General features: G+C 69.1%; 19 protein-coding genes and 1 other RNA gene. 13 read left to right on the top strand and 7 right to left on the bottom strand.

What is annotated here, in order from left to right; genetic code table 11:
• Positions 1-12: 12 nt before the first annotated feature.
• The 4 genes from AB6V31_RS06280 to AB6V31_RS06265 all read left to right on the top strand — a co-directional run bounded on the left by AB6V31_RS06280 (position 13) and on the right by AB6V31_RS06265 (position 2205).
• A complete protein-coding gene (locus AB6V31_RS06280) occupies positions 13-1035 on the top strand; it encodes a hypothetical protein (RefSeq protein WP_369364655.1) in 1023 nt (340 codons plus the stop codon).
• Positions 1036-1077: 42 nt separating this feature from the next.
• Positions 1078-1445, top strand: an RNA gene (gene rnpB / locus AB6V31_RS06275) — RNase P RNA component class A.
• Positions 1446-1518: 73 nt separating this feature from the next.
• Positions 1519-1833 carry a hypothetical protein gene (locus tag AB6V31_RS06270; RefSeq protein ID WP_369364654.1) on the top strand — a complete coding sequence of 105 codons (315 nt, stop codon included), beginning with the start codon at positions 1519-1521 and terminating at the stop codon, positions 1831-1833.
• 81 nt (positions 1834-1914) lie between these two features.
• Positions 1915-2205 carry a hypothetical protein gene (locus AB6V31_RS06265; protein WP_143017854.1) on the top strand — a complete coding sequence of 97 codons (291 nt, stop codon included), beginning with the start codon at positions 1915-1917 and terminating at the stop codon, positions 2203-2205.
• Between the two features lie 34 nt (positions 2206-2239).
• Here the strand turns inward: AB6V31_RS06265 and ppgK are convergent, their stop codons facing one another.
• The gene (gene ppgK / locus AB6V31_RS06260) at positions 2240-3025 is read right to left on the bottom strand and encodes a polyphosphate--glucose phosphotransferase (RefSeq protein ID WP_369364653.1); all 786 of its coding nucleotides are present in this window, start codon (positions 3023-3025) and stop codon (positions 2240-2242) included.
• A 96-nt stretch (positions 3026-3121) separates the two neighbouring features.
• On the opposite strand from ppgK, the gene AB6V31_RS06255 reads away from it, so the two are divergent.
• Genes AB6V31_RS06255 through AB6V31_RS06245 form a run of 3 tightly spaced genes read left to right on the top strand, consistent with a single transcriptional unit; the run spans position 3122 to position 7692 of the window.
• Positions 3122-3325, top strand: coding sequence for a hypothetical protein (locus tag AB6V31_RS06255; RefSeq protein ID WP_056231480.1), 204 nt, complete (start codon positions 3122-3124; stop codon positions 3323-3325).
• Positions 3326-3350: 25 nt separating this feature from the next.
• Positions 3351-4691 carry a type I glutamate--ammonia ligase gene (glnA, locus tag AB6V31_RS06250; RefSeq protein WP_056232374.1) on the top strand — a complete coding sequence of 447 codons (1341 nt, stop codon included), beginning with the start codon at positions 3351-3353 and terminating at the stop codon, positions 4689-4691.
• A gap of 10 nt (positions 4692-4701) precedes the next feature.
• A complete protein-coding gene (locus tag AB6V31_RS06245) occupies positions 4702-7692 on the top strand; it encodes a bifunctional [glutamine synthetase] adenylyltransferase/[glutamine synthetase]-adenylyl-L-tyrosine phosphorylase (protein WP_369364651.1) in 2991 nt (996 codons plus the stop codon).
• Between the two features lie 49 nt (positions 7693-7741).
• On the opposite strand, the gene AB6V31_RS06240 is transcribed toward AB6V31_RS06245, so the two are convergent.
• Positions 7742-9436 (bottom strand): long-chain-fatty-acid--CoA ligase, encoded by a 1695-nt coding sequence (locus tag AB6V31_RS06240; RefSeq protein ID WP_369364649.1) that lies wholly within the window; start codon positions 9434-9436, stop codon positions 7742-7744.
• 129 nt (positions 9437-9565) lie between these two features.
• Between AB6V31_RS06240 and AB6V31_RS06235 the strand changes: the two genes are divergently transcribed.
• On the top strand, positions 9566-9877 hold the full coding sequence (locus AB6V31_RS06235; protein ID WP_056231489.1) for a DUF2277 domain-containing protein: 312 nt from the start codon (positions 9566-9568) through the stop codon (positions 9875-9877).
• Between the two features lie 71 nt (positions 9878-9948).
• Here the strand turns inward: AB6V31_RS06235 and glnA (AB6V31_RS06230) are convergent, their stop codons facing one another.
• Positions 9949-11373 (bottom strand): type I glutamate--ammonia ligase, encoded by a 1425-nt coding sequence (gene glnA / locus AB6V31_RS06230; protein WP_056231492.1) that lies wholly within the window; start codon positions 11371-11373, stop codon positions 9949-9951.
• 133 nt (positions 11374-11506) lie between these two features.
• Here glnA (AB6V31_RS06230) and AB6V31_RS06225 point away from each other — a divergent pair, with 133 nt between their 5' ends.
• Complete coding sequence (locus AB6V31_RS06225) at positions 11507-11935, top strand: RDD family protein (protein WP_256335554.1); 429 nt, start codon at positions 11507-11509, stop codon at positions 11933-11935.
• Between the two features lie 53 nt (positions 11936-11988).
• Here the strand turns inward: AB6V31_RS06225 and AB6V31_RS06220 are convergent, their stop codons facing one another.
• Entirely contained in the window at positions 11989-12699 is a 711-nt protein-coding gene (locus tag AB6V31_RS06220; RefSeq protein WP_369364647.1) for a DUF4191 domain-containing protein, read from the bottom strand.
• 118 nt (positions 12700-12817) lie between these two features.
• Here AB6V31_RS06220 and AB6V31_RS06215 point away from each other — a divergent pair, with 118 nt between their 5' ends.
• Complete coding sequence (locus tag AB6V31_RS06215; protein WP_369364645.1) at positions 12818-13831, top strand: hypothetical protein; 1014 nt, start codon at positions 12818-12820, stop codon at positions 13829-13831.
• Positions 13832-13848: 17 nt separating this feature from the next.
• Here AB6V31_RS06215 and sucB read toward each other — a convergent pair whose 3' ends face one another.
• Genes sucB through AB6V31_RS06200 form a run of 3 tightly spaced genes read right to left on the bottom strand, consistent with a single transcriptional unit; the run spans position 13849 to position 18464 of the window.
• On the bottom strand, positions 13849-15573 hold the full coding sequence (sucB, locus tag AB6V31_RS06210; RefSeq protein WP_369364644.1) for a 2-oxoglutarate dehydrogenase, E2 component, dihydrolipoamide succinyltransferase: 1725 nt from the start codon (positions 15571-15573) through the stop codon (positions 13849-13851).
• Between the two features lie 54 nt (positions 15574-15627).
• Positions 15628-17001, bottom strand: coding sequence for a dihydrolipoyl dehydrogenase (gene lpdA / locus AB6V31_RS06205; protein ID WP_369364642.1), 1374 nt, complete (start codon positions 16999-17001; stop codon positions 15628-15630).
• Positions 16998-18464 carry a leucyl aminopeptidase gene (locus AB6V31_RS06200; RefSeq protein WP_369364641.1) on the bottom strand — a complete coding sequence of 489 codons (1467 nt, stop codon included), beginning with the start codon at positions 18462-18464 and terminating at the stop codon, positions 16998-17000. The genes lpdA and AB6V31_RS06200 overlap by 4 nt, the downstream gene beginning before the upstream one ends.
• Positions 18465-18548: 84 nt before the next feature.
• On the opposite strand from AB6V31_RS06200, the gene AB6V31_RS06195 reads away from it, so the two are divergent.
• From AB6V31_RS06195 to AB6V31_RS06185, 3 genes are all read left to right on the top strand, one after another.
• On the top strand, positions 18549-19475 hold the full coding sequence (locus AB6V31_RS06195) for a proteasome assembly chaperone family protein (RefSeq protein WP_056231507.1): 927 nt from the start codon (positions 18549-18551) through the stop codon (positions 19473-19475).
• A gap of 259 nt (positions 19476-19734) precedes the next feature.
• Positions 19735-21054 (top strand): RNA polymerase sigma factor, encoded by a 1320-nt coding sequence (locus AB6V31_RS06190; protein WP_369364639.1) that lies wholly within the window; start codon positions 19735-19737, stop codon positions 21052-21054.
• Positions 21051-21749, top strand: coding sequence for a coenzyme F420-0:L-glutamate ligase (locus AB6V31_RS06185; RefSeq protein WP_056231515.1), 699 nt, complete (start codon positions 21051-21053; stop codon positions 21747-21749). The genes AB6V31_RS06190 and AB6V31_RS06185 overlap by 4 nt, the downstream gene beginning before the upstream one ends.
• The last annotated feature ends 342 nt before the right edge of the window (positions 21750-22091 follow it).

Below are 22091 nucleotides of genomic sequence, written 5' to 3'. Positions count from 1 at the left end.
TACGCTCGAGGGGTGATCGAGCTGCCGCCGTACCCGCGACGCGCCTCGAATGCCGCGGTGAGGGACGCCGATCCGCTCGCCTACCGCCTGGCCGCGTCGGGCGTGGGCACACTCGCCCTCGGAGTCCTGCTCCTGGTCGGGTGGGCGCTCGTGCAGTTCGAGGTCGTCAGAGCCGCATGGCTCGACACGCTCGCGGGACTGGTCGCTGTCGTCCTACTGTGGGCGGGTGTCCTCGGGCTGGCGCTCGGGGCCGCACTGGTCGCCTATCCGGCCGGAGTGCGGCGCGAACTCGCCCTGCACCGCTTCGCGCGTTCTGTGGGGTTGTCGTACGCGCGATTCGGCTCACCTCTCGAGATGGGCGGAGTCTTCTTCGCCGAGCGGGCCCCCGGTGCCGATCCCTCGTACGGGAGCGCCTTCGAGCTGTATCGGCCACCTTTCGACGATGCCCCGCTTCGCCTGGGCGTCGCCACGTTCGAGGGGGGACGGGATGCCGCGCGCGGGCCGCGCCACGCTTTTCGTTTCCTCGCTCTCCGGCTGCCCCGCCCGATGCCGCACATCATGATCGACTCGGTGCGCAACGGACGCCTCCGAGCCGAGCTACCGGGCGCGCAACGGGTGTCCCTCGAGGGCGAGATGGATCGCCACTTCGCGGTCTACGCTCCTCTCGGCTACGCGCGCGACGCTCTCCAAGTCCTCACACCCGACGTCCTCGTCTGCCTCCTCGAGCACGGACGGAACTGGGACGTCGAAGTCGTCGACGACCTCCTGCTCGTGGCATCCACCCGATTCCGGCGGGGCCGGGATGCCACGGAAATGCCCGCTCTGCTGCGCTTCGCGACCCTCCTGGGTGCCGAAGTCCGTACGCAGGTCGTGCCGTACACCGACCCCCGCGCTGTGTTCCCCCGCACGCAGGTCGCCGCCGCGGGGAGACGTCTGCGGCGGCGTTCGGTCTGGTGCGACATCGCCATTCTGCTCGGGCTCGTCATCGGAGTGCCCGCGGCGATCCTCGGTGGCGTTTTGCTCGTCGCCCGGTGACGGTGTCGGCGCGGCACGGCCCCGTAGACTAGCGAGCGCGAATGGGTCGGCTGGACGGTCGCGTCACGGGTTCGCCCGTGCCGAGGAACGTCCGGGCTCCACAGGGCAGGACGGTGGGTAACGCCCACCCGGAGCAATCCGCGAGACAGTGCCACAGAGAGCAGACCGCCCCGTCCCCTCGGGGTGCGGGGTAAGGGTGAAAGGGTGGTGTAAGAGACCACCGGGGTCGTGGTGACACGACCCGCGAGGTAAACCTCGTCCGGAGCAAGGCCAGACAGGGGATGACGACGCGGCTCGCCGAGTCCCCGGGTAGGCCGCTGGAGCGGCACGGCAACGTGTCGCCGAGAGAGATGACCGTCCACGGGGTTTCGACCCCCGGACAGAACCCGGCGTACAGGCCGGCCCATTCGCCCCTCGGGATCGCACGCCGAAAACCAGTACTCCGGTCGACATCTGAGCGCGGCCCGGCTCCGAAGACCTGTCGTGGCACAAGACGACGCACGGGACTTCCTGGTCAACCTCATCGATCGGGCGGACGCGACAGGACGACCCTTCTGGGACGCGACCGCCGACGAGCGGGCGATCGTGCGTGCGCGCTTCGGCACGCCCGCGGCCGCGCTGCAGACGACGCGCAGCCGCGACGGCGATTCGGGGGCCGTCGGCGCGGCCGATCTGTTCCTCGGCACGGCGATCCTCGTCGAGGTCGCGGCGGAGCTCCTGCAGGCGCCGAGCAATGGGCGCACGCGCCAGCAGGCCGCCGCCGCCATGCGCGAGCGGGTGAATCTGCTGCTCGGCTAGACGCGCTCGCGGGTCAACCCCGATGCCGAGTGTCGGACATATGTTCTACACTCGACCACGGCCGGGGAAGGGGTCCGGTGCATGGGTTCGACGAGAGTCAGCGACGAGATGGTCGCTCGGGTATTGGCATCCATCGCCCCCTGCACGCTGCAGCCCGAGACCTGGGGAGCGCGACCCATCGAGTGGTACGCGCAGAAGCGCCCCGTATGGGCGTGGGTGACCTGGCCCAACCGGGCCGCCACCCGCGAACCCGCGTGGGCGACGGGTGGCAACGACCGCGTGGTCATGCTCGAGGTGCCGTGCGAGGGCGGCCACTGGGCACCCGTCGTGTGGCGCAACGCGGTCAGCCTGCGTCGGGCAGACGCCGCCTGAAAGGTTTCCGGATGCCACGGCACCGGCCCCGGATCTACTTGACCGCGGGCAGCGCCTCGGGCACCGGCACCGCGAGCGACGCGGCGCCGATGATGCCGGCGTTGTTGCGGTGCTTCGCCGGGACGATGGGAGCACGCAGCTTCAGCAGGGGGAGGAAGTTCTCGGAGTGCTTCGACACGCCCCCGCCGACGACGATGAGGTCGGGGCTGAAGAGGAACTCGACGTAGTCGTAGTACCACTGCAGGCGCTTCGCCCACTTGTCCCACGACAGTTCCTCGCGCTCCATGGCCGAGTAGGCCGCGAAGTGCTCGGCGTCCTTCTTGTGCCCGGCGCGCTGCAGGTGACCGAGCTCGCTGTTGGGAACGAGCACGCCGTCGTAGATCATCGCCGACCCGATGCCCGTGCCGAGCGTCGTGAGGATGACGAGACCGTTCACGCCCTTGGCCGCGCCGTAGCGCACCTCGGCGATACCGGCGACGTCGGCGTCGTTGGCGAAGTGGATGTCGCGCGACAGGCCCTGCTCGAAGAACTTCTCGGCCTCGAAACCGATCCACGACTTCGAGACGTTCGCGGCCGAAAGGGTGCGGCCGCCCTTCACGATCGCGGGGAACGCGACGCCCAGGGGAAGATCCGCGGGGGCCTCCAGAGTCTCGAGCACCTGCTTCACCGCCGCGAGGACGTCGGCCGGCTCTGCACCCTCGGGCGTCGCGACCTTCACCCGGTCGCTGATCAGCTCACCGGCATCCAGATCCACGATCCCGGCCTTGATGCCGGTTCCGCCGATGTCCACTCCGACCGCACGAGACGCATTCGTTGCCATACCCCTCAGCCTATCCAGCCGCACGGTCGGGATCAGTAGGATCGGGGGAGCACCGGCGGTTCGCGCCGAGACGCGAGATCCACGTGAGGAGCGATCGTGAGCGACGATGACAAGAAGTACTGGTACAACCTCGAGACCGGCAAGGTCGAGCAGGGATACGAGTCGCCCGCGGTGGATCGCGCCGGCCCCTTCGACACCGCCGAAGAGGCGGCCAACGCGCCGCAGCTCATGAAGGAGCGCTCGAAGCAGTGGGCCGAAGAAGACGCCCGCGACGACTGGGGCTCCGGCTCCACCCGCTGAACGCCCACCGAAACGAGGGATGACGATGGACAAGCAGCGCGATTTCGTCTTGCGCACGATCGAGGAGCGGGGCGTCAAGTTCGTCCGCCTCTGGTTCACCGACGTGGTCGGCACGCTCAAGTCGGTGGCGATCGCCCCGGCCGAGGTCGAGGGCGCCTTCACCGAGGGGCTGGGCTTCGACGGCTCCGCGATCGAGGGACTGACGCGGTCGTACGAGTCCGACCTGCTCGCGCACCCCGACCCCACGACCTTCCAGATCCTGCCGTGGCGCGGTGAGATCGACCCGACCGCGCGCATGTTCTGCGACATCACGACGCCCGACGGGCAGCCGGCCGTCGCCGACCCGCGTCACGTGCTCAAGCGCACGCTCGCAAAGGCGGCCGACGCCGGGTTCACGTTCTACACGCACCCCGAGATCGAGTTCTACCTGTTGAAGTCCTCGCAGCTGGGTGCCGACGGTCGCCCGCAGCCGGTCGACTCGGCCGGGTACTTCGACAACGTCCCCGGCGGCACGGCGCACGACTTCCGTCGCCGGTCGGTGCGCATGCTCGAAGACCTCGGCATCTCGGTCGAGTTCAGCCACCACGAGGGCGGACCCGGCCAGAACGAGATCGACCTGCGCTACGCCGATGCGCTGACCACCGCCGACAACATCATGACGTTCCGCACGGTCGTGAAAGAGGTCGCGATCGAGCAGGGCGTGTACGCCACCTTCATGCCGAAGCCGATCAGCGGCCAGCCCGGCAGCGGTATGCACACGCACCTGTCGCTGTTCGAGGGCGACATGAACGCGTTCTACGAAGAGGGCGCGCAGTACCAGCTGTCGAAGGTGGGCCGTCACTTCATCGCGGGCCTGCTGCGTCACGCGAACGAGATCTCGGCCGTGACCAACCAGTTCGTCAACTCGTACAAGCGCCTGTGGGGCGGCGACGAGGCTCCCAGCTTCATCTGCTGGGGCCACAACAACCGCTCCGCTCTCGTGCGCGTGCCGCTGTACAAGCCGAACAAGGGCCAGTCGACGCGGGTCGAGTACCGCGCGCTCGACTCCGCCGCCAACCCGTACCTGTCGTACGCACTCATGCTCGCGGCGGGCCTCAAGGGCATCGAGCAGGAATACGAGCTCCCGGCCGAGGCCGAGGACAACGTCTGGTCGCTCAGCGACGCGGAGCGCCGCGCGCTCGGCTACGCACCGCTGCCGGCCAGCCTCGACCACGCCCTCGAATACCTCGAGGAGTCCGAGCTGGTCGCCGAGACGCTCGGCGAGACGGTCTTCAAGTACGTGCTGCTCAACAAGCGTCGCGAATGGCAGCAGTACCGCGCTCAGGTGACGCCGTTCGAGCTCGCGAGCAACCTCGAAGCGCTCTGACAGTCGTTCCATGACCTCGGGCGATCGTTCCACTGCGCTCACCGCCCTCGCCCGCACCGGCTTCTCACGGCTCGCCGAAGCAGACACGCTGCTCTCCGAGCTCGAGGAGTCGGTGGGGGTGGAGCGGGCGGATGCCATGCAGCTCGCGCAGCGCGTGGCCGACCCCGACCGTGCCCTGCTGTCGATCCTGCAGGTCACCCGCCGTGATCGCGAAGCGGTTCGCGCGGCGGCGGCGGACGCGGGAGCGTGGCGCGCCCTGTGGGACATCGTGGGCGCCTCCGACGGCTTCGCGGAGTTCTACCTGCGCCACCCCGATGAGCTCGCGCATCTCTCGGGTGCGGGCCTGACCCTGCCGGACGAGCCCTTCATGCGCGCCGAGCTCCTGGCATCCGTCGGCGATGTCGAGGGCTTCTCGTCGGATGCCTCGGATGCCGCGTGGGTGGCGTTGCGCGTGCGCTATCGGCGACTGCTGGCCCGGATCGCGGCCTACGACCTCGGGCAGGACGACCCCGCGGGCGCGATTCCCGCCGTGGCCTCGTCGTTGGCCGACTTGGCGGGAGCGGCCCTCGAGGCGGCTCTCAGCGTGGCGAGGGCGCGGGTCAGCGGGCCCGGGCCGGGATCGTTCCCTCGTGAACAGGTGGAGGCGACCCGGTTCGCAATCATCGCGATGGGCAAGACGGGCGCGCGTGAGCTGAACTACGTCAGCGACGTCGACGTGATCTTCGTGGGGGGATCGGCCGATGAGGACGCCGTCACCGAGGCGCGCGCGATCGACATCGGCACGCGGCTCGCCGTGCAGACGATGCGCGGCATCTCGGGTCCCGAGATCGAGCCGCCCCTGTGGGAGGTCGACCCGAACCTGCGCCCCGAGGGCAAGCAGGGCGCGCTCGTCCGCAGCCTCGCCTCGCACGAGCAGTACTACGCGCGGTGGGCGAAGAGTTGGGAGTTCCAAGCCCTGCTGAAGGCCCGGGCGATCGCCGGGGACCCGACGTTGGGGGCCGAGTACGTCGCCGCCGTCCAGCCCCTGGTGTGGCACAGCGCCGCGCGAGAGAACTTCGTCGAGGGCGTCCAGCGCATGCGCGAACGCGTCACCGATCACATTCCGTCCGCGGAGGTCAATCGACAGCTCAAGCTCGGGCCCGGCGGCATCCGAGATGTCGAGTTCACCGTGCAGCTCCTGCAGCTGGTCCACGGTCTGACCGATGAACGGATCCGCCAGCGCGGCACGCTCGAGGCGCTCGACGCGCTGGTCGCCGAGGGGTACATCGGGCGGTCCGAGGCCGAGGCGTTCGGTCGCGACTATCGCCTCCTGCGTCTGCTCGAGCACCGCCTCCAGCTTCGCGGTCTCCGCCGCACGGCGCTGCTGCCCGAGAAGGACGACGACCTGCGGGTCCTCGCGCGAGCGTCGCGACTGGCCGACTCGGCATCCGGGGTGCAGGCCGTGTGGGAGGGCATCAAGCGCGAGGTGCGCGACATCCACGTGCGCCTGTTCTACCGCCCCCTGCTGTCGGCCGTGGCCGCCCTTCCCGAGGGGGAGCGCACCCTGTCGACCGAGCAGGCGCGCGATCGCCTCGCCGCGATCGGCTTCCGCGACCCGGCCGGAGCGCTCCGCCACATCGCCGCGCTGACCAGCGGCTTGAGCCGCAAGGCGACGATCCAACGGCACCTCATGCCGATCATGATCCGGTGGTTCGCCGACGGCGTGGATCCCGATTACGGCCTGCTCGTCTTCCGCCGCATCAGCGAGCGGCTCGGCAACACCCCCTGGTTCCTGCGGATGCTGCGCGACTCGGCCGGGGCCGCCGAGAGCCTCACGCGGGTGCTCTCGGGCTCGCGGTACATCGGTGAGCTCATGGAATGGATCCCCGAGTCGGTGGCCTGGCTCGACGACGACGCGCTGCTGCGCCCCCGTTCGGGAAAGGCGCTCGAAGAAGAGGCGCGCGCCATTCAGACCCGCTGGCAGAACATCGACGACGCGATGCGTTCGGTGCGGGCGCTGCGCCGGCGCGAGATGCTGCGTGTCGCGATGGCCGCGGTTCTCGGAACGGTCTCGCTCGAGGAGCTCTCCGACGCCCTCAGCACCATCACCGAGGTCACCATCCAGGCCACCCTGCGCGCCGTGCGCCGTGTCGTCGTCCCGCCCGAGGACGACGATCTCGACTTCGCGGTCATCGCGATGGGACGCTTCGGCGGACGCGAGATCGGTTTCGGATCGGATGCCGACGTGATGTACGTCTATCGCGCGAACGGAATCGACCCGCAGCGGGCCAGTCAGCTCGCGCTGAAGCTCGTCGCCGGCCTGCGCGAGCAGTCGGAGGACCACCGTCTGCCGCTCGACCTCGATGCGGAGCTCCGACCCGAGGGGCGAAGCGGTCCTCTCGCCCGCTCCCTCGACGCCTACGCCGAGTACTACCGGCGGTGGTCGTTGTCGTGGGAGGCGCAGGCGCTCCTGCGCGCCCGTGGCGTGGCCGGCAGTGTCAAGCTCATCGGGGCGTTCCTCGAGCTCGCCGACGAGGTGCGGTATCCGGTGTCGGCCGATCAGAACGGGCTCCGCGAGATCCGGCGCATCAAGGCGCGCGTCGAGAACGAGCGTCTGCCGCAGGGCGCCGACCCCGCTCGGCACCTCAAGCTCGGCCCCGGTTCGATCAGCGACGTGGAGTGGCTCGTGCAATTGCTGCAGCTCCAGCACGCGCGCGCGATCCCCGCGATGCGGACGACGTCGACGCTCGAGGCGTTGGATGCCGCTGTCGACGAGGGGGTCATCGAGGCCGACGCGGCCGAGAAGCTCGCCGCGGCTTGGCATCTCGCGAGCCGTCTTCGTTCGGCGAACACGCTGTTGTCGGGCCAGACGAGCGATGTGCTTCCCGTGGATCGCGCGAAGCTCGACGGCATTGGTCGCATCCTCGAATATGCTCCGCGCTCGGCCACGCAGGTCGAAGAGGACTACCTGGGCACCACGCGCCGCGCGCGCCGCGTCTTCGACAAGCTGTTTTACGGATGACCGTGAGCGGAAGGGATGCCGCCCGCTCGCGGCATCCCTTCTGCACAGCTCACGACATGAGACGTTCGCGCACCTCGCGTCGCTGGACCTTCCCGATGAGGGAGCGGGGCAGGTCGTCGACCACGACGACACGACGCGGCACTTTGTAGGCCGCGAGGCGCGCCTTGCAGAAGTCGCGGATCGCGTCGGGTTCGACGTGGACGCCGTCGCGCAGCACGATCGCCGCCGCGACGTCTTCTCCGCCGCTCGACTTGGGGAGGGCGACGACGGCCGCTCCGGCAATGTCGGGGTGCGAGGTCAGGACGTCTTCGACCTCGCTGGGCGACACGTTGAACCCGCCCGTGATGATGATCTCTTTGAGACGGTCGACGATGGTGACGAAGCCGTCCGGTGAGACCGAGGCGATGTCGCCCGTGCGCAGCCATCCGCCGTCGAGCAGTGTCGCCGCCGTGTCGGAGGGGCGGTTCCAGTACCCCTGGAAGACCTGGGGACCGCGCAGGAGGAGCTCACCGGGCTCGCCGAGGGGCCGGTCGACGGTCGGGTCCTCGGGGTCGACGACGCGGATGTCGGTGCTCGGAAAAGGCACGCCCACCGTTCCGGGGCGGCGGGACGGGCCGATGGGGTTGCCGAGGGCGACCGGCGACGACTCGGTCATTCCGTACCCCTCGACGAGAAGACCCCCGGTGGCGGCCTCCCACCGATCGACGGTGGCGACGGGCAGGCTCATCGCCCCCGAGATCGCGAAGCGCACGGTGCTCAGGTCGAGCGTGCCCCGGGCTGCGGCGCGCGCGAGCTGGTCGTAGATGGGGGGAACGGCGGGAAGGAAGGTGGGCGGGCTCTTCTTCGCCGCCGCCGCGACCAGCTCGAGGTCATACTTCGGGAAGAGCACGAGCTTTGCCCCGATGCTCATGGCGAATGTCAGGCAGAGCGTGAGCCCGTAGGCGTGGAACAGGGGGAGGACCCCGTAGAACGACTCTTCACCGTCGCGAAGGCCCGGTACCCACGCGCGGCCCTGCATCGCGTTGGCCCGCAGGTTCGAGTGGGTGAGGACGGCGCCCTTGGGGCTGCCCGTGGTGCCGCTCGTGTACTGCAGCAGTGCGATGTCGTCGAGAACGGGGCCGGGGTGCTTTCGAGACAACGTGCCGTGCGTGAGGAGCTTCTCCCACGCCTGCGGACGCTTGGACCGCGGCGCGCTGGTGAGCTGCTCGCGCGCGGCCTTGGCTTTCGCCACCGGGAGGCGCAGCGCGAGGCGCTTCGCGAAGGGGAGGGCGGTCGTGATGTCGACGCTGATGATCTTCTCGAGCGCCAGGTCGGCCGGGAACTCGGCGACGGTGTCGGCCAGCTTGTCCCACACGATGGCGAACCGGGCGCCGTGGTCCTCGAACTGATGACGCAGTTCGCGGGGCGTGTACAGCGGGTTGTGCTCGATGACGATCGCGCCGAGGCGCAGCGCGGCATAGAACGCGACGACGTGCTGCGGCGAGTTCGGCAGGACGAGGGCGACGCGGTCGCCGGCCCGAACCCCCAGTCGACGCAGGCCCTCTGCCGCGCGGGAGACCTGGTCGCCGAGCTCGCGATAGGTGGTCGGCGCACCGAAGAACTCGAGGGCGGTCTTCTTTCCGTACCGCGCGACCGAGGCCGCCAGCAACTCGGGCAGTGTCTGCGAGGGCTCGTCGATCTCGAGGGGCACCCCCTCGGCGTAGGAGGTGGACCACGGACGCGACGCGTATGGGGACTCGGCCATGCTCCCATCCTCCCGTGCCCCTCCGACATCGCGGCGGAGGTTCACCTGAAGGGATGCCGGGAAGCTGGCGACGAGGCGAAAAACTGACGACCCTCGCAACCGGCGGCCGATCGGCCTAACCTGGCCCGCATGTGCCGCAATATCGTTCCCCTGCACAACTTCACGCCTCCGGCGACGGATGCCGAGTGCCACGACGCGGCGCTCCAGTTCGTCCGCAAGATCGTGGGGACGACGACGCCATCGCGGGCCAACCAGGACGTCTTCGATCGCGCCGTGGACGAGATCGCGGCATCCGTCCGGAATCTGCTCGACGACCTGGTGACGAAAGCCCCGCCGAAGGTGCGCGAGGTCGAGGCGGCGAAGCGGCAGGCCCGCTCGGCCGAGCGCTACGAAGCCATCCGCGTCTTCCAGGAGCAGAAGCGAGCGTCACGCGCCGGATGATCCGCAGGCGAACGACGATGCCCGCCCCCGCGAAACGGCGGGGACGGGCGTCGACGTGGATGATCGGGCGATCAGACCCCGAAGTACAGCTCGTACTCGAAGGGGTGCGGGCGCTGGGCGATCGGCTGGATCTCGTTCTCGATCTTGTACTCGATCCAGGTGTCGATGAGCTCCTGCGTGAACACGCCGCCGGCGAGCAGGAACTCGTGGTCGGCGCGCAGAGCCTCGAGCGAGTCGAGCAGCGAGTTCGGAACCTGCGGGATGTTCTTGGCCTCTTCGGCGGGGAGCTCGTAGAGGTCCTTGTCGACGGGCTCGTGCGGCTCGATGCGGTTCTTGATGCCGTCGATACCGGCCATGAGCTGAGCCGCGAACGCGAGGTACGGGTTGCCCGAGGCGTCGGGAGCGCGGAACTCGATGCGCTTTGCCTTGGGGTTGGTACCCGTGATCGGGATACGGATGGCCGCGGAGCGGTTACCGGCCGAGTACACCAGGTTGACCGGAGCCTCGAAGCCCTTCACCAGGCGGTGGTAGCTGTTGAGGGTCGGGTTGGTGAACGCGAGGACCGCGGGGGCGTGCGCCAGCAGACCGCCGATGTACCAGCGGGCGACGTCGGAGAGTCCGCCGTAGCCGGTCTCGTCGTAGAACAGCGGCTTGCCGTCGTTCCACAGCGACTGGTGCGTGTGCATGCCGGAGCCGTTGTCACCGAAGAGCGGCTTGGGCATGAAGGTCGCGACCTTGCCCCACTGCTCGCAGGTGTTCTTGACGATGTACTTGAACTTCAGGATGTCGTCGGCCGCGTGCAACATCGTGTCGAAGCGGTAGTTGATCTCCTGCTGACCACCGGTGCCGACCTCGTGGTGCGAACGCTCGAGCGCGAAGCCCGCCTCGATCAGCTTGAGGGTGATGTCGTCGCGCAGGTCGGCCGTCTTGTCGACCGGCGAGACGGGGAAGTATCCACCCTTGTAGGGGGTCTTGTTGGCGAGGTTTCCGCCCTCCTCTTCGCGTCCGGTGTTCCAGGCGCCCTCTTCGGAGTCCACCGAGTAGAAGCTCGAGTTCTGCTTCACCTCGTAGCGGACGTCATCGAAGATGTAGAACTCGGCCTCGGGGGCGAAGAACGCGGTGTCGGCGATGCCGGTGGAGGCGAGGTACTTCTCGGCCTTCTTGGCGACCTGACGCGGGTCCTTGCCGTAGATCTCACCATTACGCGGGTTGTAGATGTCGAAGATCATGACGAGGGTCTTGGCCTCGCGGAACTGATCGACGTACGCGGTGGTCACGTCGGGGATCAGCTGCATGTCCGACTCGTGAATGTTCGCGAACCCGCGGATCGACGAGCCATCGAACAGCTGTCCGACGGTGAAGAACTCCTCGTCGACGGTCGAGGCGGGGATGTTGAAGTGCTGCTGCACACCAGGAAGATCCGTGAAACGGATGTCGAGGAACTTGACGTCCTCGTCCTGGATGAACTTGAGCACCTCGGACGAATCTTTGAACATGAAGACTCCAGAGGTAGAACATTCGGGATCATGCCGGCCTCGGCCAGCCTCCTCGACCCTACCCAGAACCGGTGTCCCGGTCATATCTCGCATGTTTCGGGGATGTTACGCGGCGCCGATTACGCTGGATGCCGTGAGCGTCCCCGCCGAGAACGAGTATCCGGGCCAGCGGCTCGGCCTTCCCCGCGAGGGTCGCGGCTCCATCGCCCGTCCAGGACGCCGCATCGCGGCCCTGCTCATCGACGTCGCGAGCGCCGGCCTCATCGGCTACGCGTTCTTCTCCGCACCCGACCCGGTGACGGGCGTGCCGTTCGCGAATCCGATCGCGACGAACCTGATCTTCTTCGCCGTCCAGATCCTCTTCATCCCCCTCCTCGGCGGCAGCCCCGGACACCGGATCCTGGGGATGCGCCTGGAGCTGGCATCCGGGGGCTGGGTGGGCCTTTGGCGCCCGATCGTGAGAACCGTCCTCCTCGCCCTCATCATCCCCGCGGTCGTGTGGGACGCCGACCAGCGCGGCCTGCACGACAAAGTCGTCGGAACGGTCCTCGTGCGTTCCTGAATCCCCGATCCATGGAAAAGGCCCCCGCCGGAGCGGGGGCCTTTCTCATGAGATCAGCGGGGACGCGGGGAGCGCATCTTCGTCGGGTCGACGCCCTTCGGGATCGGCAGCGACGACAGGCCCTGCGACACCGAGGACACGCGCTTAATGACGGCGGCCATCGTCGAGCGGTCGACCTTCTTCGGGAGCGCCTTGATCGTCGAGGCGAGCTTGGCGATCGGCACCTCGTCGTCGCCGTGTCCGACGTAGAGAACGGTGACGGGCACGCCGGCGGCGACGCGCGTCACACGGGAGCGCTCCTCGCCGACGAGACGCGTCAGACGGCTGCGGTTACCCTCGCCGATGAGGACGACACCGCCGCGGCCGATGGCCCGGTAGACGGCCTCCTGCGTGCGCGGGTTGACGCCGATCGGAGCCTCGGAGGCCTGCCAGTTGCGCCCGAGCGACGACGACAGCACGTGACCGGTGGCGCCGGGCATGCCGTCGATCTTCTTGTACATCGCGGTCGTCGACAGACGCGTCATCGTGATCATCGACGCCAGGATGCCGGCCAGCAGGCCCGTGACACCCCAGAGGATGATGCTCCAGGCCGCCAGCGGCGGGATCAGGAAACCGATGAGCACACCGAGGGCGATGCCCACCATCACGATTCCGGCCAGCAGGAACGGCAACCACCGGTACTCCTTCTGGGTGAAGGTGTACAGGGTTTTGATCTGCGAGAAGAAGCCCGGACGCTTCTCGGGCGTGGTGGTGCGAGCGGCCATGAGAATGATTCTATCTTCGCCGCGAGTCCTTCCTCCCCAGGCGGCGGATCCCTCGTTCGCTCCCCACTTCAGGGGCGACGCGCCCTCGAGGGGCGGCGGGTTCGGCCACCATCGCGGAATGAGCAGCTCCACGGCATCCGTTCTCGCCGAACCCCTCGACGCGTACCTCAGACGTCGAGCGCGCAGCACCCTTCCCCTGACGCCGGGGGAGGCCGTCACGGCAGCCGTCGGCCTCCTTCGCGGATGCCGCGCATCCACCACCGCGGCGGACGGGAAGACCTGGTGGCTCACCGCGACCGGGTGCCCCGTGGCGATCGACGACCCGGACGGACCCGACGCGATCGCAGCGACCGCCGAGACGCTCGCGCACCTCGCTAACATCGCCGACGACACGCCCACGCGCGAGATCGTCAGTCGCGCACGAGAAAGCGTGTTGACGCGCCCTCCACGCGATTGGGAGGCGGTCGAGAGGCGTCTGTTCGCGCACGCGACGCCCGTTCCGCTCGTGCTCGGCCCGTTGTTCCCGGCAGCGGAACCCGTCGCGGATCCGCCGACGCGCGAGCAGGGCGGCCCGGCGATCCGGGTGCTCGACCTCGTCGATGCCGACCTCGCCGACGCGACCCGACAAGCGCTCGAGCGTGTCCGCGGACACTGGCGTCGGTCTCGCGTCTTCCGCATGTCCACGTTGAGCGCGAGCATCGGGGTGATCGCCGTGCTGGCCTTCTGCCTGATCCCCGAAGACCGCGCAACGCCGCAGCCTTCTACCGGCCAAACCGTCGTCGATCCCGCGCCGACCTCGACGACGCCGTGGCTGTCGGACCCGCTGCCGGTGGACGAGCGCCGTCCGCTGTCCGACGACGTGGAACAGATCGCCCGCACACTGTTCACGGAGCTGCAGGGATGCCGAGGCGACGCGGCCTGCGTGTCCAGGTACGAAGAGAACTCCGCCTTCCCACGGGAACCTGTGGCGGCTGGGGCGGCGGCAGGAAAGATCACCGTCGTCGACGACTTCGGGGGAGTGACCGTCGTGCGGGTCGATGCGGCAGAAGCGACGCAGTACGTCACCCTCGTGCGCCAGAACGAGCGATGGCTGGTCCGCGCCGTCAGAACGGTAGCGGACCAGCCATCATGAGCCGGTGCTCGGTGGGATCAGATTCCGAGGTCACCCTCGAACTGCGCCGCCTCGAGGCGAGCCTTGACCGTGCCGAGGAAGCGAGCGGCGTCGGCTCCATCGATGATGCGGTGGTCGTACGACAGCGCGAGGTAGACGTACGAGCGGACCGAGATCGCGTCCTTGCCGTCGACCGAGACCACACCGGGCTTCTTCACCACGGCACCGAGGCCGAGGATCGCCGACTGCGGCAGGAACACGATGGGCGTGTCGAAGAGCGCGCCGCGCGAACCGGTGTTGGTCAGCGTGAACGTGCCGCCGGCGAGCTCGTCGGGCTTCAGCTTGTTGTCGCGCGTGCGGGCGGCGAGATCGGCGATCTCGCGCGCCAGCTGCGCGATGTTCTTGTCGCCGGCGTCCTTGACGACCGGGGTGAGCAGGCCGCGCTCGGTGTCGACGGCGATCGACACGTTCTCGTGAGCGGGGTAGACGATCTCGTCACCCTCGACCGTGGAATTGATGATCGGGTACGCCTTGAGACCCTCGATGGCCGCGATGGCGAAGAACGGCAGGAACGAGAGCTTGTCGCCCGTCTTCTGCTGGAACTCGCCCTTCATGCGGTCACGCAGAGCCGCGAGCTTGGTCACGTCGACCTCGACCACCGTCGTCAGCTGAGCCGTGGCCTGCATCGACGCGACGGCGCGCTCGGCGATGACCTTGCGCAGGCGCGACATCTTCTGCGTGGTACCGCGCAGGGGCGAGACCTCGACCGGCGCGGGGGCGGCCGCCGGGGTCGACGCGGCAGCGGGAGCCGCAGCGGCGGGAGCGGACTTGGCTGCCTCGGCGGCCTTGAGCACGTCTTCCTTGCGGATGCGTCCACCGACGCCGCTGCCCTTGACCGAAGCCAGGTCGACGCCCTGCTGCTGCGCAAGGCGGCGCACGAGCGGGGTGACGTAGGTCACGTCGTCGTTGGACGAGGCGGCCGGAGCCGCGGCGGGAGCGGGCTGCTCGGCCGGCTTCTGCTCGGCGGCGGGAGCGGGCTGCTCGGCGGGCTTCTCCTCCGCCGCGGGGGCGGGCTGCTCGGCCGGCTTCTCTTCGGCGGCCGGGGCGGCGGGCGCCTCGGGCTGCGCGGCCGGGGCGGCACCACTGCCGATGCGCGCGAGGGCGGCACCGACGTTGACCGTCTCGTCTTCCTGAACCAGGATCTCCTGCAGCGTGCCGGCGACCGGCGAAGGAATCTCGGTGTCGACCTTGTCGGTCGAGATCTCGAGAAGCGGCTCGTCGACCGCGACGTCGTCGCCGACGGCCTTCAGCCAGCGGGTGACGGTGCCCTCGGTGACGCTCTCGCCGAGCTCGGGGAGCTTCACCTCGGTGGAGTCGCCACTCGCGGCGGGCGCGGACTCGGCAGCGGGCTGCTCGGCGGCGGGCTGCTCGGGAGCGGCCTCGGCGGGGGCCGCCTCTTCGGCCGGAGCGGACTGCTCCTCGGCCGGGGCGGCCTGCGGGGCGTCGTCGGACGAGGCGGCGCCGGAGCCGTCACCGATCTTCGCGAGGACCGCTCCGACCTCGACGGTCTCGTCTTCCTGGACCAGGATCTCCTCGATCACGCCCGAGACGGGCGAGGGGATCTCGGTGTCGACCTTGTCGGTCGAGATCTCCAGCAGACCCTCGTCCTCCTGGACGGTGTCACCGACCTGCTTGAGCCAGCGGGTGACCGTTCCCTCGGTGACGCTCTCGCCGAGAGCGGGGAGGACGACGGAAGTGCTCATGGATATGTCTCCTTCGTACCGGATGCGGTACCTAGCTTAGTGACCGGTTTGCGGTCAGAGTGCGTGCAGGGGCTTGCCGGCGAGAGCCAGGAAGGCTTCGCCGAGCGCCTCGCTCTGGGTGGGGTGTGCGTGGACGAACGGCGCGATGTCTTCGGGGTGGGCTTCCCACCCCACGGCGAGCTGCGCCTCCGAGATCAGTTCACCGACGCGATCGCCCACGAGGTGGGCGCCGACGACGGGGCCGTCGACACGTCGGACGATCTTCACGATGCCCGAGGTGCCGATGATCTCGCTGCGGCCGTTTCCGGCCAGGTTGTACTCGTACGCCTTCACGGCATCGGATCCGTAACGATCCTGCGCCTGCGCCTCGGTGAGCCCGACGGACGCGACCTCGGGGTGCGAGTAGGCGACGCGGGGGACGTCGACGTCGGGGACCAGCACGGGCGCCAGCCCGGCTATCTCCTCCGCCACGAAGATGCCCTGCTGGAAGCCGCGGTGCGCGAGCTGCAGGCCGGGGACGATGTCGCCCACCGCCCACACGTGGTCCGCGGCGGTGCGCAGACGCTCGTCGGTCTGGACGAAGCCGCGGTCGAGGACGACGCCGGCTTCTTCGTAGCCGAGTCCGGCGGTCACCGGGCCCCGGCCGACAGCGACCAGGACGTAATCGGCCACGAGCTCGGAGCCGTCGTCCAGGGTCACGGTCGCCGAGTCCGCGGACTGCGAGAGGGAGGCGAACCTCTTCCCGAGCTGGAGGGAGATCCCGCGCTTTCGGAACGCGCGCTCGAGCGCCTTGCTCGACGCCACGTCCTCGGCCGGCAGCAGGTGGGGGAGTGCCTCGACGATCGTGACCTCGACGCCGAACGAACGCCACACGCTCGCGAACTCGACACCGATCACGCCACCGCCCAGGACGACCACTCGCTCGGGGATCACATCGAGGTCGAGGGCCTGCCCGCTGGTGAGCACCCGCCCGCCGATCTCGAGGCCCGGCAGGCTCCGGCTGTACGAGCCGGTGGCGAGGATGACATCGGTTCCGCGGTACACGTCGTCGCCGACGCGAACCGTCGGCCCCGCCGCGAGCACCCCTTCGCCGTGGACGACACGGATGCCGCGAGCCGAGATCAGGCCCTCGAGTCCCTTGAACTTCTTCGCGACGATGCCTTCGCGGTACGCCCGCACGCGCGCCGGATCGATGCCCGAGAAGGTCACATCGACGCCGATGTCGGCCGCGCCACGGGCGGCATCGGCGACCTCGCCGGCGTGGAGGAGCGCCTTGGTCGGAATGCACCCCCGGTGCAGGCAGGTGCCGCCGAGCTTGTCCTTCTCGACGAGCACGACGTCTTTGCCCAGCTCGGCGAGGCGGAGGGCGGCGGCGTAGCCACCGCTTCCACCGCCGAGCACGACGACGTCGGCGGAGTACTCGGTCACCGTACGCCGTCCGTGGCCAGCATCTCGACGAGCGAGCGGACCGTCGCTCCCGTCACGCCCTTGTCGGTGTACCCGAAGGGCGCGGACTTGTTCATGCCCACACCGGCGATGTCGAGGTGCACCCAGGGGATACGCGGAGCATCGGCGTCCGACGAGACACGACCCACGAAGTGGCGCAGGAACAATCCGGCGAACAGCGAGCCGCCCGCGGGATCGCCGATCTTGGCGTTCTGCAGGTCGGCGATGGGGGAGTCGAGGTCGTCGACCATGTGGTCCGGGAGCGGCAACTGCCAGGCGAGCTCTGCCGTCCGCGAAGACGCGGCCAGGTACGTCGCGACCGCCTCGTCGTCTCCCATCACACCGGTGTGGCGGTTGCCGAGCGCGACGGTGATCGCCCCCGTCAGAGTGGCCACGTCGACGATGAGATCGGGGTTCTCGCGGCTGGCCGCGGCGAGGCCGTCGGCGAGCACGAGGCGACCTTCGGCATCGGTGTTCAGCACCTCGACGGTCGTGCCGTCGAGGGTGCGCAGTACGTCGCCCGGGCGCGTCGCGCGACCCGAGGGCATGTTGTCCGCGATGCAGAGCCAGGCGCTCACGTGCACGGGCAGACGCATCTCGGCCGCGGCCTTGAGGACGGCGAGCACTGTCGCGGCGCCGCACATGTCGTACTTCATACCGACCATCGATGCCGGCGGCTTGAGCGAGAGGCCACCGGTGTCGAACGTGATGCCCTTGCCGACGAGGGCGACGTGACGCTCCGCGTCGGCGGGCGCGTAGTCGAGGCGCACCATGCGCGGCGGGCGGTCGGATCCCTGCCCGACTCCGAGGATGCCGCCGTATCCGCCCTCGCGAAGGGCGTTCTCGTCGAGCACCTCGACCTCGACGGGCAGGCCCTCGACAGCCTTCACAGCGGCGTCGGCGAAGTCGGCGGGCCCGAGCCACTCGGCCGGGGTCGTCACCAGGTCCTTCACCAGCGCGACCGCACCGGCGACGGCCGCGACCGCAGCGGTGTCACTGTCGGTGGGCGCCTCATCGGCGACCACCGTCACGCGGGTCGCGCGCACCTTCGCCGCCTTCTTCTTGTAGTCGGCGAAGCGGTATCCGCCGAGAGCGGCACCCTCGGCGATCGGTCGCCACGGGGAAGCAACGAGCGACTGCACGGCGACGTGCTCGAAGCCGGTCAGCTGGCGGAGCCCCGTGCCCGCGGCGTCACGCAGAGCCGCGTCCGCCGGGTTCGAGCCCGCACCGGCCACGGCCACGGGGGTGGAGACGCCCGGGACGTGCACCCGCTGGAACGAGCCCGCCGCGCCGGTGAAACCGACGGCGGACAGCGACGCCATCAGTCCCTCCCAGCCGGCCGGATCCGGAGCCCCCTCCGAAACAGTGGGGACGATCAGAAGGATCGCGTCGGCGTCGGACTCGAGAACGGGGGCGTCGGTATACGCCACGGAGGGAAACGGCATGGCATCCATCCTAGGTTCGAGCGTGTTCGCTAGGAGCGGGACGCACCGCGGCCGACGCAACCGGCACGCTCGTAGAGTGGAGGTATGCGTTCCTCCGCCCCGCTGTACGACCGCGCCCCTGCGGCGCCCCCCGTGCCGTCGGGCCTGCCGCTCGTGATCGCCCTCACCGGTTTCACCGATGCCGGTGGCGCGGTGACCCGTCTCGTCGAGTACTTCCGAAACGACGTGCAGCCCAACGCCCTCTTCGTCTTCGACAACGACGCGCTGCTGGATTACCGCGCGCGCCGACCCGCGATCACGTTCGTCGAGGACCACCTCACGGACTACCGACCCGCGCGCCTCGAGCTGTCGCTCGCACACGACTCCCTCGGACAGCCCTTCCTGCTCCTCGCGGGATACGAGCCCGACTTCCTCTGGGAGGCCTTCGCCGAGACCGTCCTCGAGCTGTCGGCGGGACTGCAGGTCTCGTCGATCTCGTGGGTGCACGCGATCCCCATGCCGGTCCCGCACACGCGTCCCATCGGCACCACCGTAAGCGGAACGCGCCCCGACCTCGCCGAGGCTCACTCCGTCTGGCGCCCTCACACCCAGGTGCCCTCCACGGCGGGCCACCTTCTCGAGTACCGCTTCGCCGAAGCCGGCGCCAAGGTGGCAGGCTTCGCCCTGCTCGTTCCCCACTACCTGGGTGACACGGAGTACCCCGCCGCAGCCCTCGCCGCTCTCGACAGCTTGACCGTCGCGACCGGTCTGGTGTTCTCGGGAGAAGTGCTGCGCGAAGAGAACCGCGAGTTCCTCGAGAAGGTCACCGAGCAGGTCGAAGGCAGCGACGAGCTGACCCGCATGCTCGAGAACCTCGAGGAGCGTTACGACGCCTACATGGCGGGTTCGACCCAAGCCACGCCGATCATCCACACGGGCGATCTGCCGAGTGCCGACGAGCTCGCCGCCGAGCTCGAGCGCTTCCTCGCCTCGCGCCCCGGCGACGACGATCGTCGCGGCAAGCTCGGCTGACGGCATCCGACATCCGCGTCGACGGGATGCCGAGGAGTCGGCATCCCGGGAATGTCCCATCGGGCGCGAGCGTTGTCTACGCATAGATCCCCGGTCCACGTCAAGTCCCGGTCCGGGAATGTGAGACAATGAAGAACCTGACCCGTTGTCAACCGGACCAGGAGCCCCCGCTCCTCGGTTCGGGACTTGACAAGGGTCTTACTAGTGTCCGAGAACGACCGGTGGCCGTGCAGCGTGCGTTCCCGGTGAAAGGCGAAACGTGGCAGACACGACAACCAAGACCCGCTCCCGGAGTGCGAAGGACACCGAGCTCGAGAACTCCGAGGAGACCGTGACGGCGTCGAAGACGACGACCGCCAAGAAGGCCCCCGCGAAGAAGGCTCCGGCCAAGGCCAAGGCGACTCCCGCCAAGGCGAAGGCCAAGGCCAAGAAGGACGACGACCTCGAAGAGGACGACGAGGTCGAAGAAGGCGACGTCGAGATCGACGAGACCGACGACAGCGACGACTCCGACGACGCGGCCAAGACCGACGCGAAGAAGTCCGACGACGACGATGACGACGAGACACCGGCGGCGCCCGCCGAGGCACTTCCTACCGGCGCCATCGTCATCTCGTCGAGCGACGAGGACGACGTCCCCGTCTACTCGGCGCAGATCACCGGCGCCACCGCCGACCCGGTCAAGGACTACCTGAAGCAGATCGGCAAGGTCCCGCTCCTGAACGCGGCCGAAGAGGTCGAGCTCGCGATGCGCATCGAGGCCGGTCTGTTCGCCGAAGAGAAGCTGTCGAACATGTCGGCGGCCGAGAAGACGAGCCAGCTCGGACTCGACCTGCAGTGGGTCGCCCGTGACGGTCAGCGCGCCAAGAGCCACCTGCTCGGCGCCAACCTCCGCCTCGTCGTTTCGCTCGCCAAGCGCTACACCGGCCGTGGCATGCAGTTCCTCGACCTCATCCAGGAGGGCAACCTGGGCCTGATCCGTGCGGTCGAGAAGTTCGACTACACCAAGGGCTTCAAGTTCTCGACCTACGCCACCTGGTGGATCCGTCAGGCCATCACACGCGCGATGGCCGACCAGGCCCGCACCATCCGCATCCCGGTGCACATGGTCGAGGTCATCAACAAACTCGCGCGCGTCCAGCGTCAGATGCTGCAGGACCTCGGTCGCGAACCCACGCCCGAGGAGCTCAGCCGCGAGCTCGACATGACCCCCGAGAAGGTCATCGAGGTGCAGAAGTACGGCCGCGAGCCGATCTCGCTGCACACGCCTCTCGGTGAAGACGGAGACAGCGAGTTCGGTGACCTCATCGAGGACACCGAGGCCGTCGTCCCCGCCGACGCGGTGGGCTTCACCATGCTGCAGCGTCAGCTGGAGTCGCTCCTCGACTCGCTCAGCGAGCGCGAGGCGGGCGTGATCCGCATGCGCTTCGGCCTCGGCGACGGTCAGCCCAAGACCCTCGACCAGATCGGCGACACGTTCGGTGTCACGCGCGAGCGCATCCGCCAGATCGAGTCGAAGACCATGGCGAAGCTGCGTCACCCCAGCCGCTCGCAGTCGCTCCGGGACTACCTCGAATGAGCGGCGAGGCCAACGCCGGCAAGGCGCTCACCGTCACCGTCGAGGGCACGTCGTACGCCCGCATCCCGATCCGCACGCGAGTCGTCATGCCGGGCGACGACCTCGACGCGTTCATCCTCGAGTACGCGAAGGATGCCGTGCAGCCGGGCGACCTGCTGTTCGTCACCGAGAAGATCGTCGCGATCACGCAGGGCCGGTCGTTCAAGCTCGACACGATCAAGCCCCGCAAGCTCGCGCTCTTCCTGTCGAAGTACGTCACCCGCACGCCCTACGGCATCGGTCTCGGCATGCCCGAGACGATGGAGATGGCGCTGCGCGAGTGCGGAACGCCCCGCATCCTGTTCGCCGCGGCCGTCTCCGCCGTGACCAAGGCGTTCGGACGCAAGGGCGACTTCTACCGCATCGCCGGCGACAAGGCGCGCGCGATCGACGGCCCCACCAAGGGCACGATCCCGCCGTACAACCAGGCCGTGGTGCTCGGACCCGAGCGTCCCCGCGAGGTGGCCGCCCGCCTCAAGTCGCTGCTCGGCGGCGACCTGCAGGTGGCCGTGGTCGACATCAACGACCTGGGTGGCAACATCCTCGGCTCGACGATGGACAAGGCCGGCGAGAAGCGCCTCGTCGCGATCCTCAAGGACAACCCGCTCGGTCAGGGCCACGAGTCGACGCCGCTCGGCATCGTGCGCCACACCTGAGACACCTCGTCGAGAGGCCCGTCCCGTTCTCGGGGCGGGCCTCTCGCGTTCCCGGATGCCGCCTCCCAACCGCCCGCGCCCGTCACGCAGATGTCTCGCCCCGGTTGCGCGGCGACGGCCCCGCCGGGCGCCCACTTGCGGCAAACGAGCGGCTCGAGGCGCCAACGCACGGCGCACATGTGCCGCAAATGCACGCCACCGGCCACTCCAGGCGCCCATTTACGGCAAACGAACGGCCCGCGGCGCTCACGCAGCGCACGGCGCTCATGTGCCGCAAATGCACGCCACCGGCCACTCCAGGCGCCCATTTACGGCAAACGAACGGCCCGCGGCGCTCACGCA

Origin of the sequence: Microbacterium sp. 16-032 (genome assembly GCF_041079455.1) — a bacterium.
In the GTDB taxonomy this organism is placed as follows: Bacteria; Actinomycetota; Actinomycetes; order Actinomycetales; family Microbacteriaceae; genus Microbacterium; species Microbacterium testaceum_A.
Note: the sequence above shows the minus strand (reverse complement) of the source record. Positions and strands in the feature narration are given on the sequence as shown.

Excerpts from the sequence above, each read along its gene's own strand:
- AB6V31_RS06265 (WP_143017854.1), top strand. The coding sequence starts at position 1,915 with ATGGGTTCGACGAGAGTCAGCGACGAGATGGTCGCTCGGGTATTGGCA.
- ppgK (WP_369364653.1), bottom strand. The coding sequence starts at position 3,025 with ATGGCAACGAATGCGTCTCGTGCGGTCGGAGTGGACATCGGCGGAACC.
- glnA (WP_056232374.1), top strand. The coding sequence starts at position 3,351 with ATGGACAAGCAGCGCGATTTCGTCTTGCGCACGATCGAGGAGCGGGGC.
- AB6V31_RS06245 (WP_369364651.1), top strand. The coding sequence starts at position 4,702 with ATGACCTCGGGCGATCGTTCCACTGCGCTCACCGCCCTCGCCCGCACC.
- AB6V31_RS06240 (WP_369364649.1), bottom strand. The coding sequence starts at position 9,436 with ATGGCCGAGTCCCCATACGCGTCGCGTCCGTGGTCCACCTCCTACGCC.
- AB6V31_RS06235 (WP_056231489.1), top strand. The coding sequence starts at position 9,566 with ATGTGCCGCAATATCGTTCCCCTGCACAACTTCACGCCTCCGGCGACG.
- glnA (WP_056231492.1), bottom strand. The coding sequence starts at position 11,373 with ATGTTCAAAGATTCGTCCGAGGTGCTCAAGTTCATCCAGGACGAGGAC.
- AB6V31_RS06220 (WP_369364647.1), bottom strand. The coding sequence starts at position 12,699 with ATGGCCGCTCGCACCACCACGCCCGAGAAGCGTCCGGGCTTCTTCTCG.
- AB6V31_RS06215 (WP_369364645.1), top strand. The coding sequence starts at position 12,818 with ATGAGCAGCTCCACGGCATCCGTTCTCGCCGAACCCCTCGACGCGTAC.
- sucB (WP_369364644.1), bottom strand. The coding sequence starts at position 15,573 with ATGAGCACTTCCGTCGTCCTCCCCGCTCTCGGCGAGAGCGTCACCGAG.
- AB6V31_RS06200 (WP_369364641.1), bottom strand. The coding sequence starts at position 18,464 with ATGCCGTTTCCCTCCGTGGCGTATACCGACGCCCCCGTTCTCGAGTCC.
- AB6V31_RS06195 (WP_056231507.1), top strand. The coding sequence starts at position 18,549 with ATGCGTTCCTCCGCCCCGCTGTACGACCGCGCCCCTGCGGCGCCCCCC.
- AB6V31_RS06185 (WP_056231515.1), top strand. The coding sequence starts at position 21,051 with ATGAGCGGCGAGGCCAACGCCGGCAAGGCGCTCACCGTCACCGTCGAG.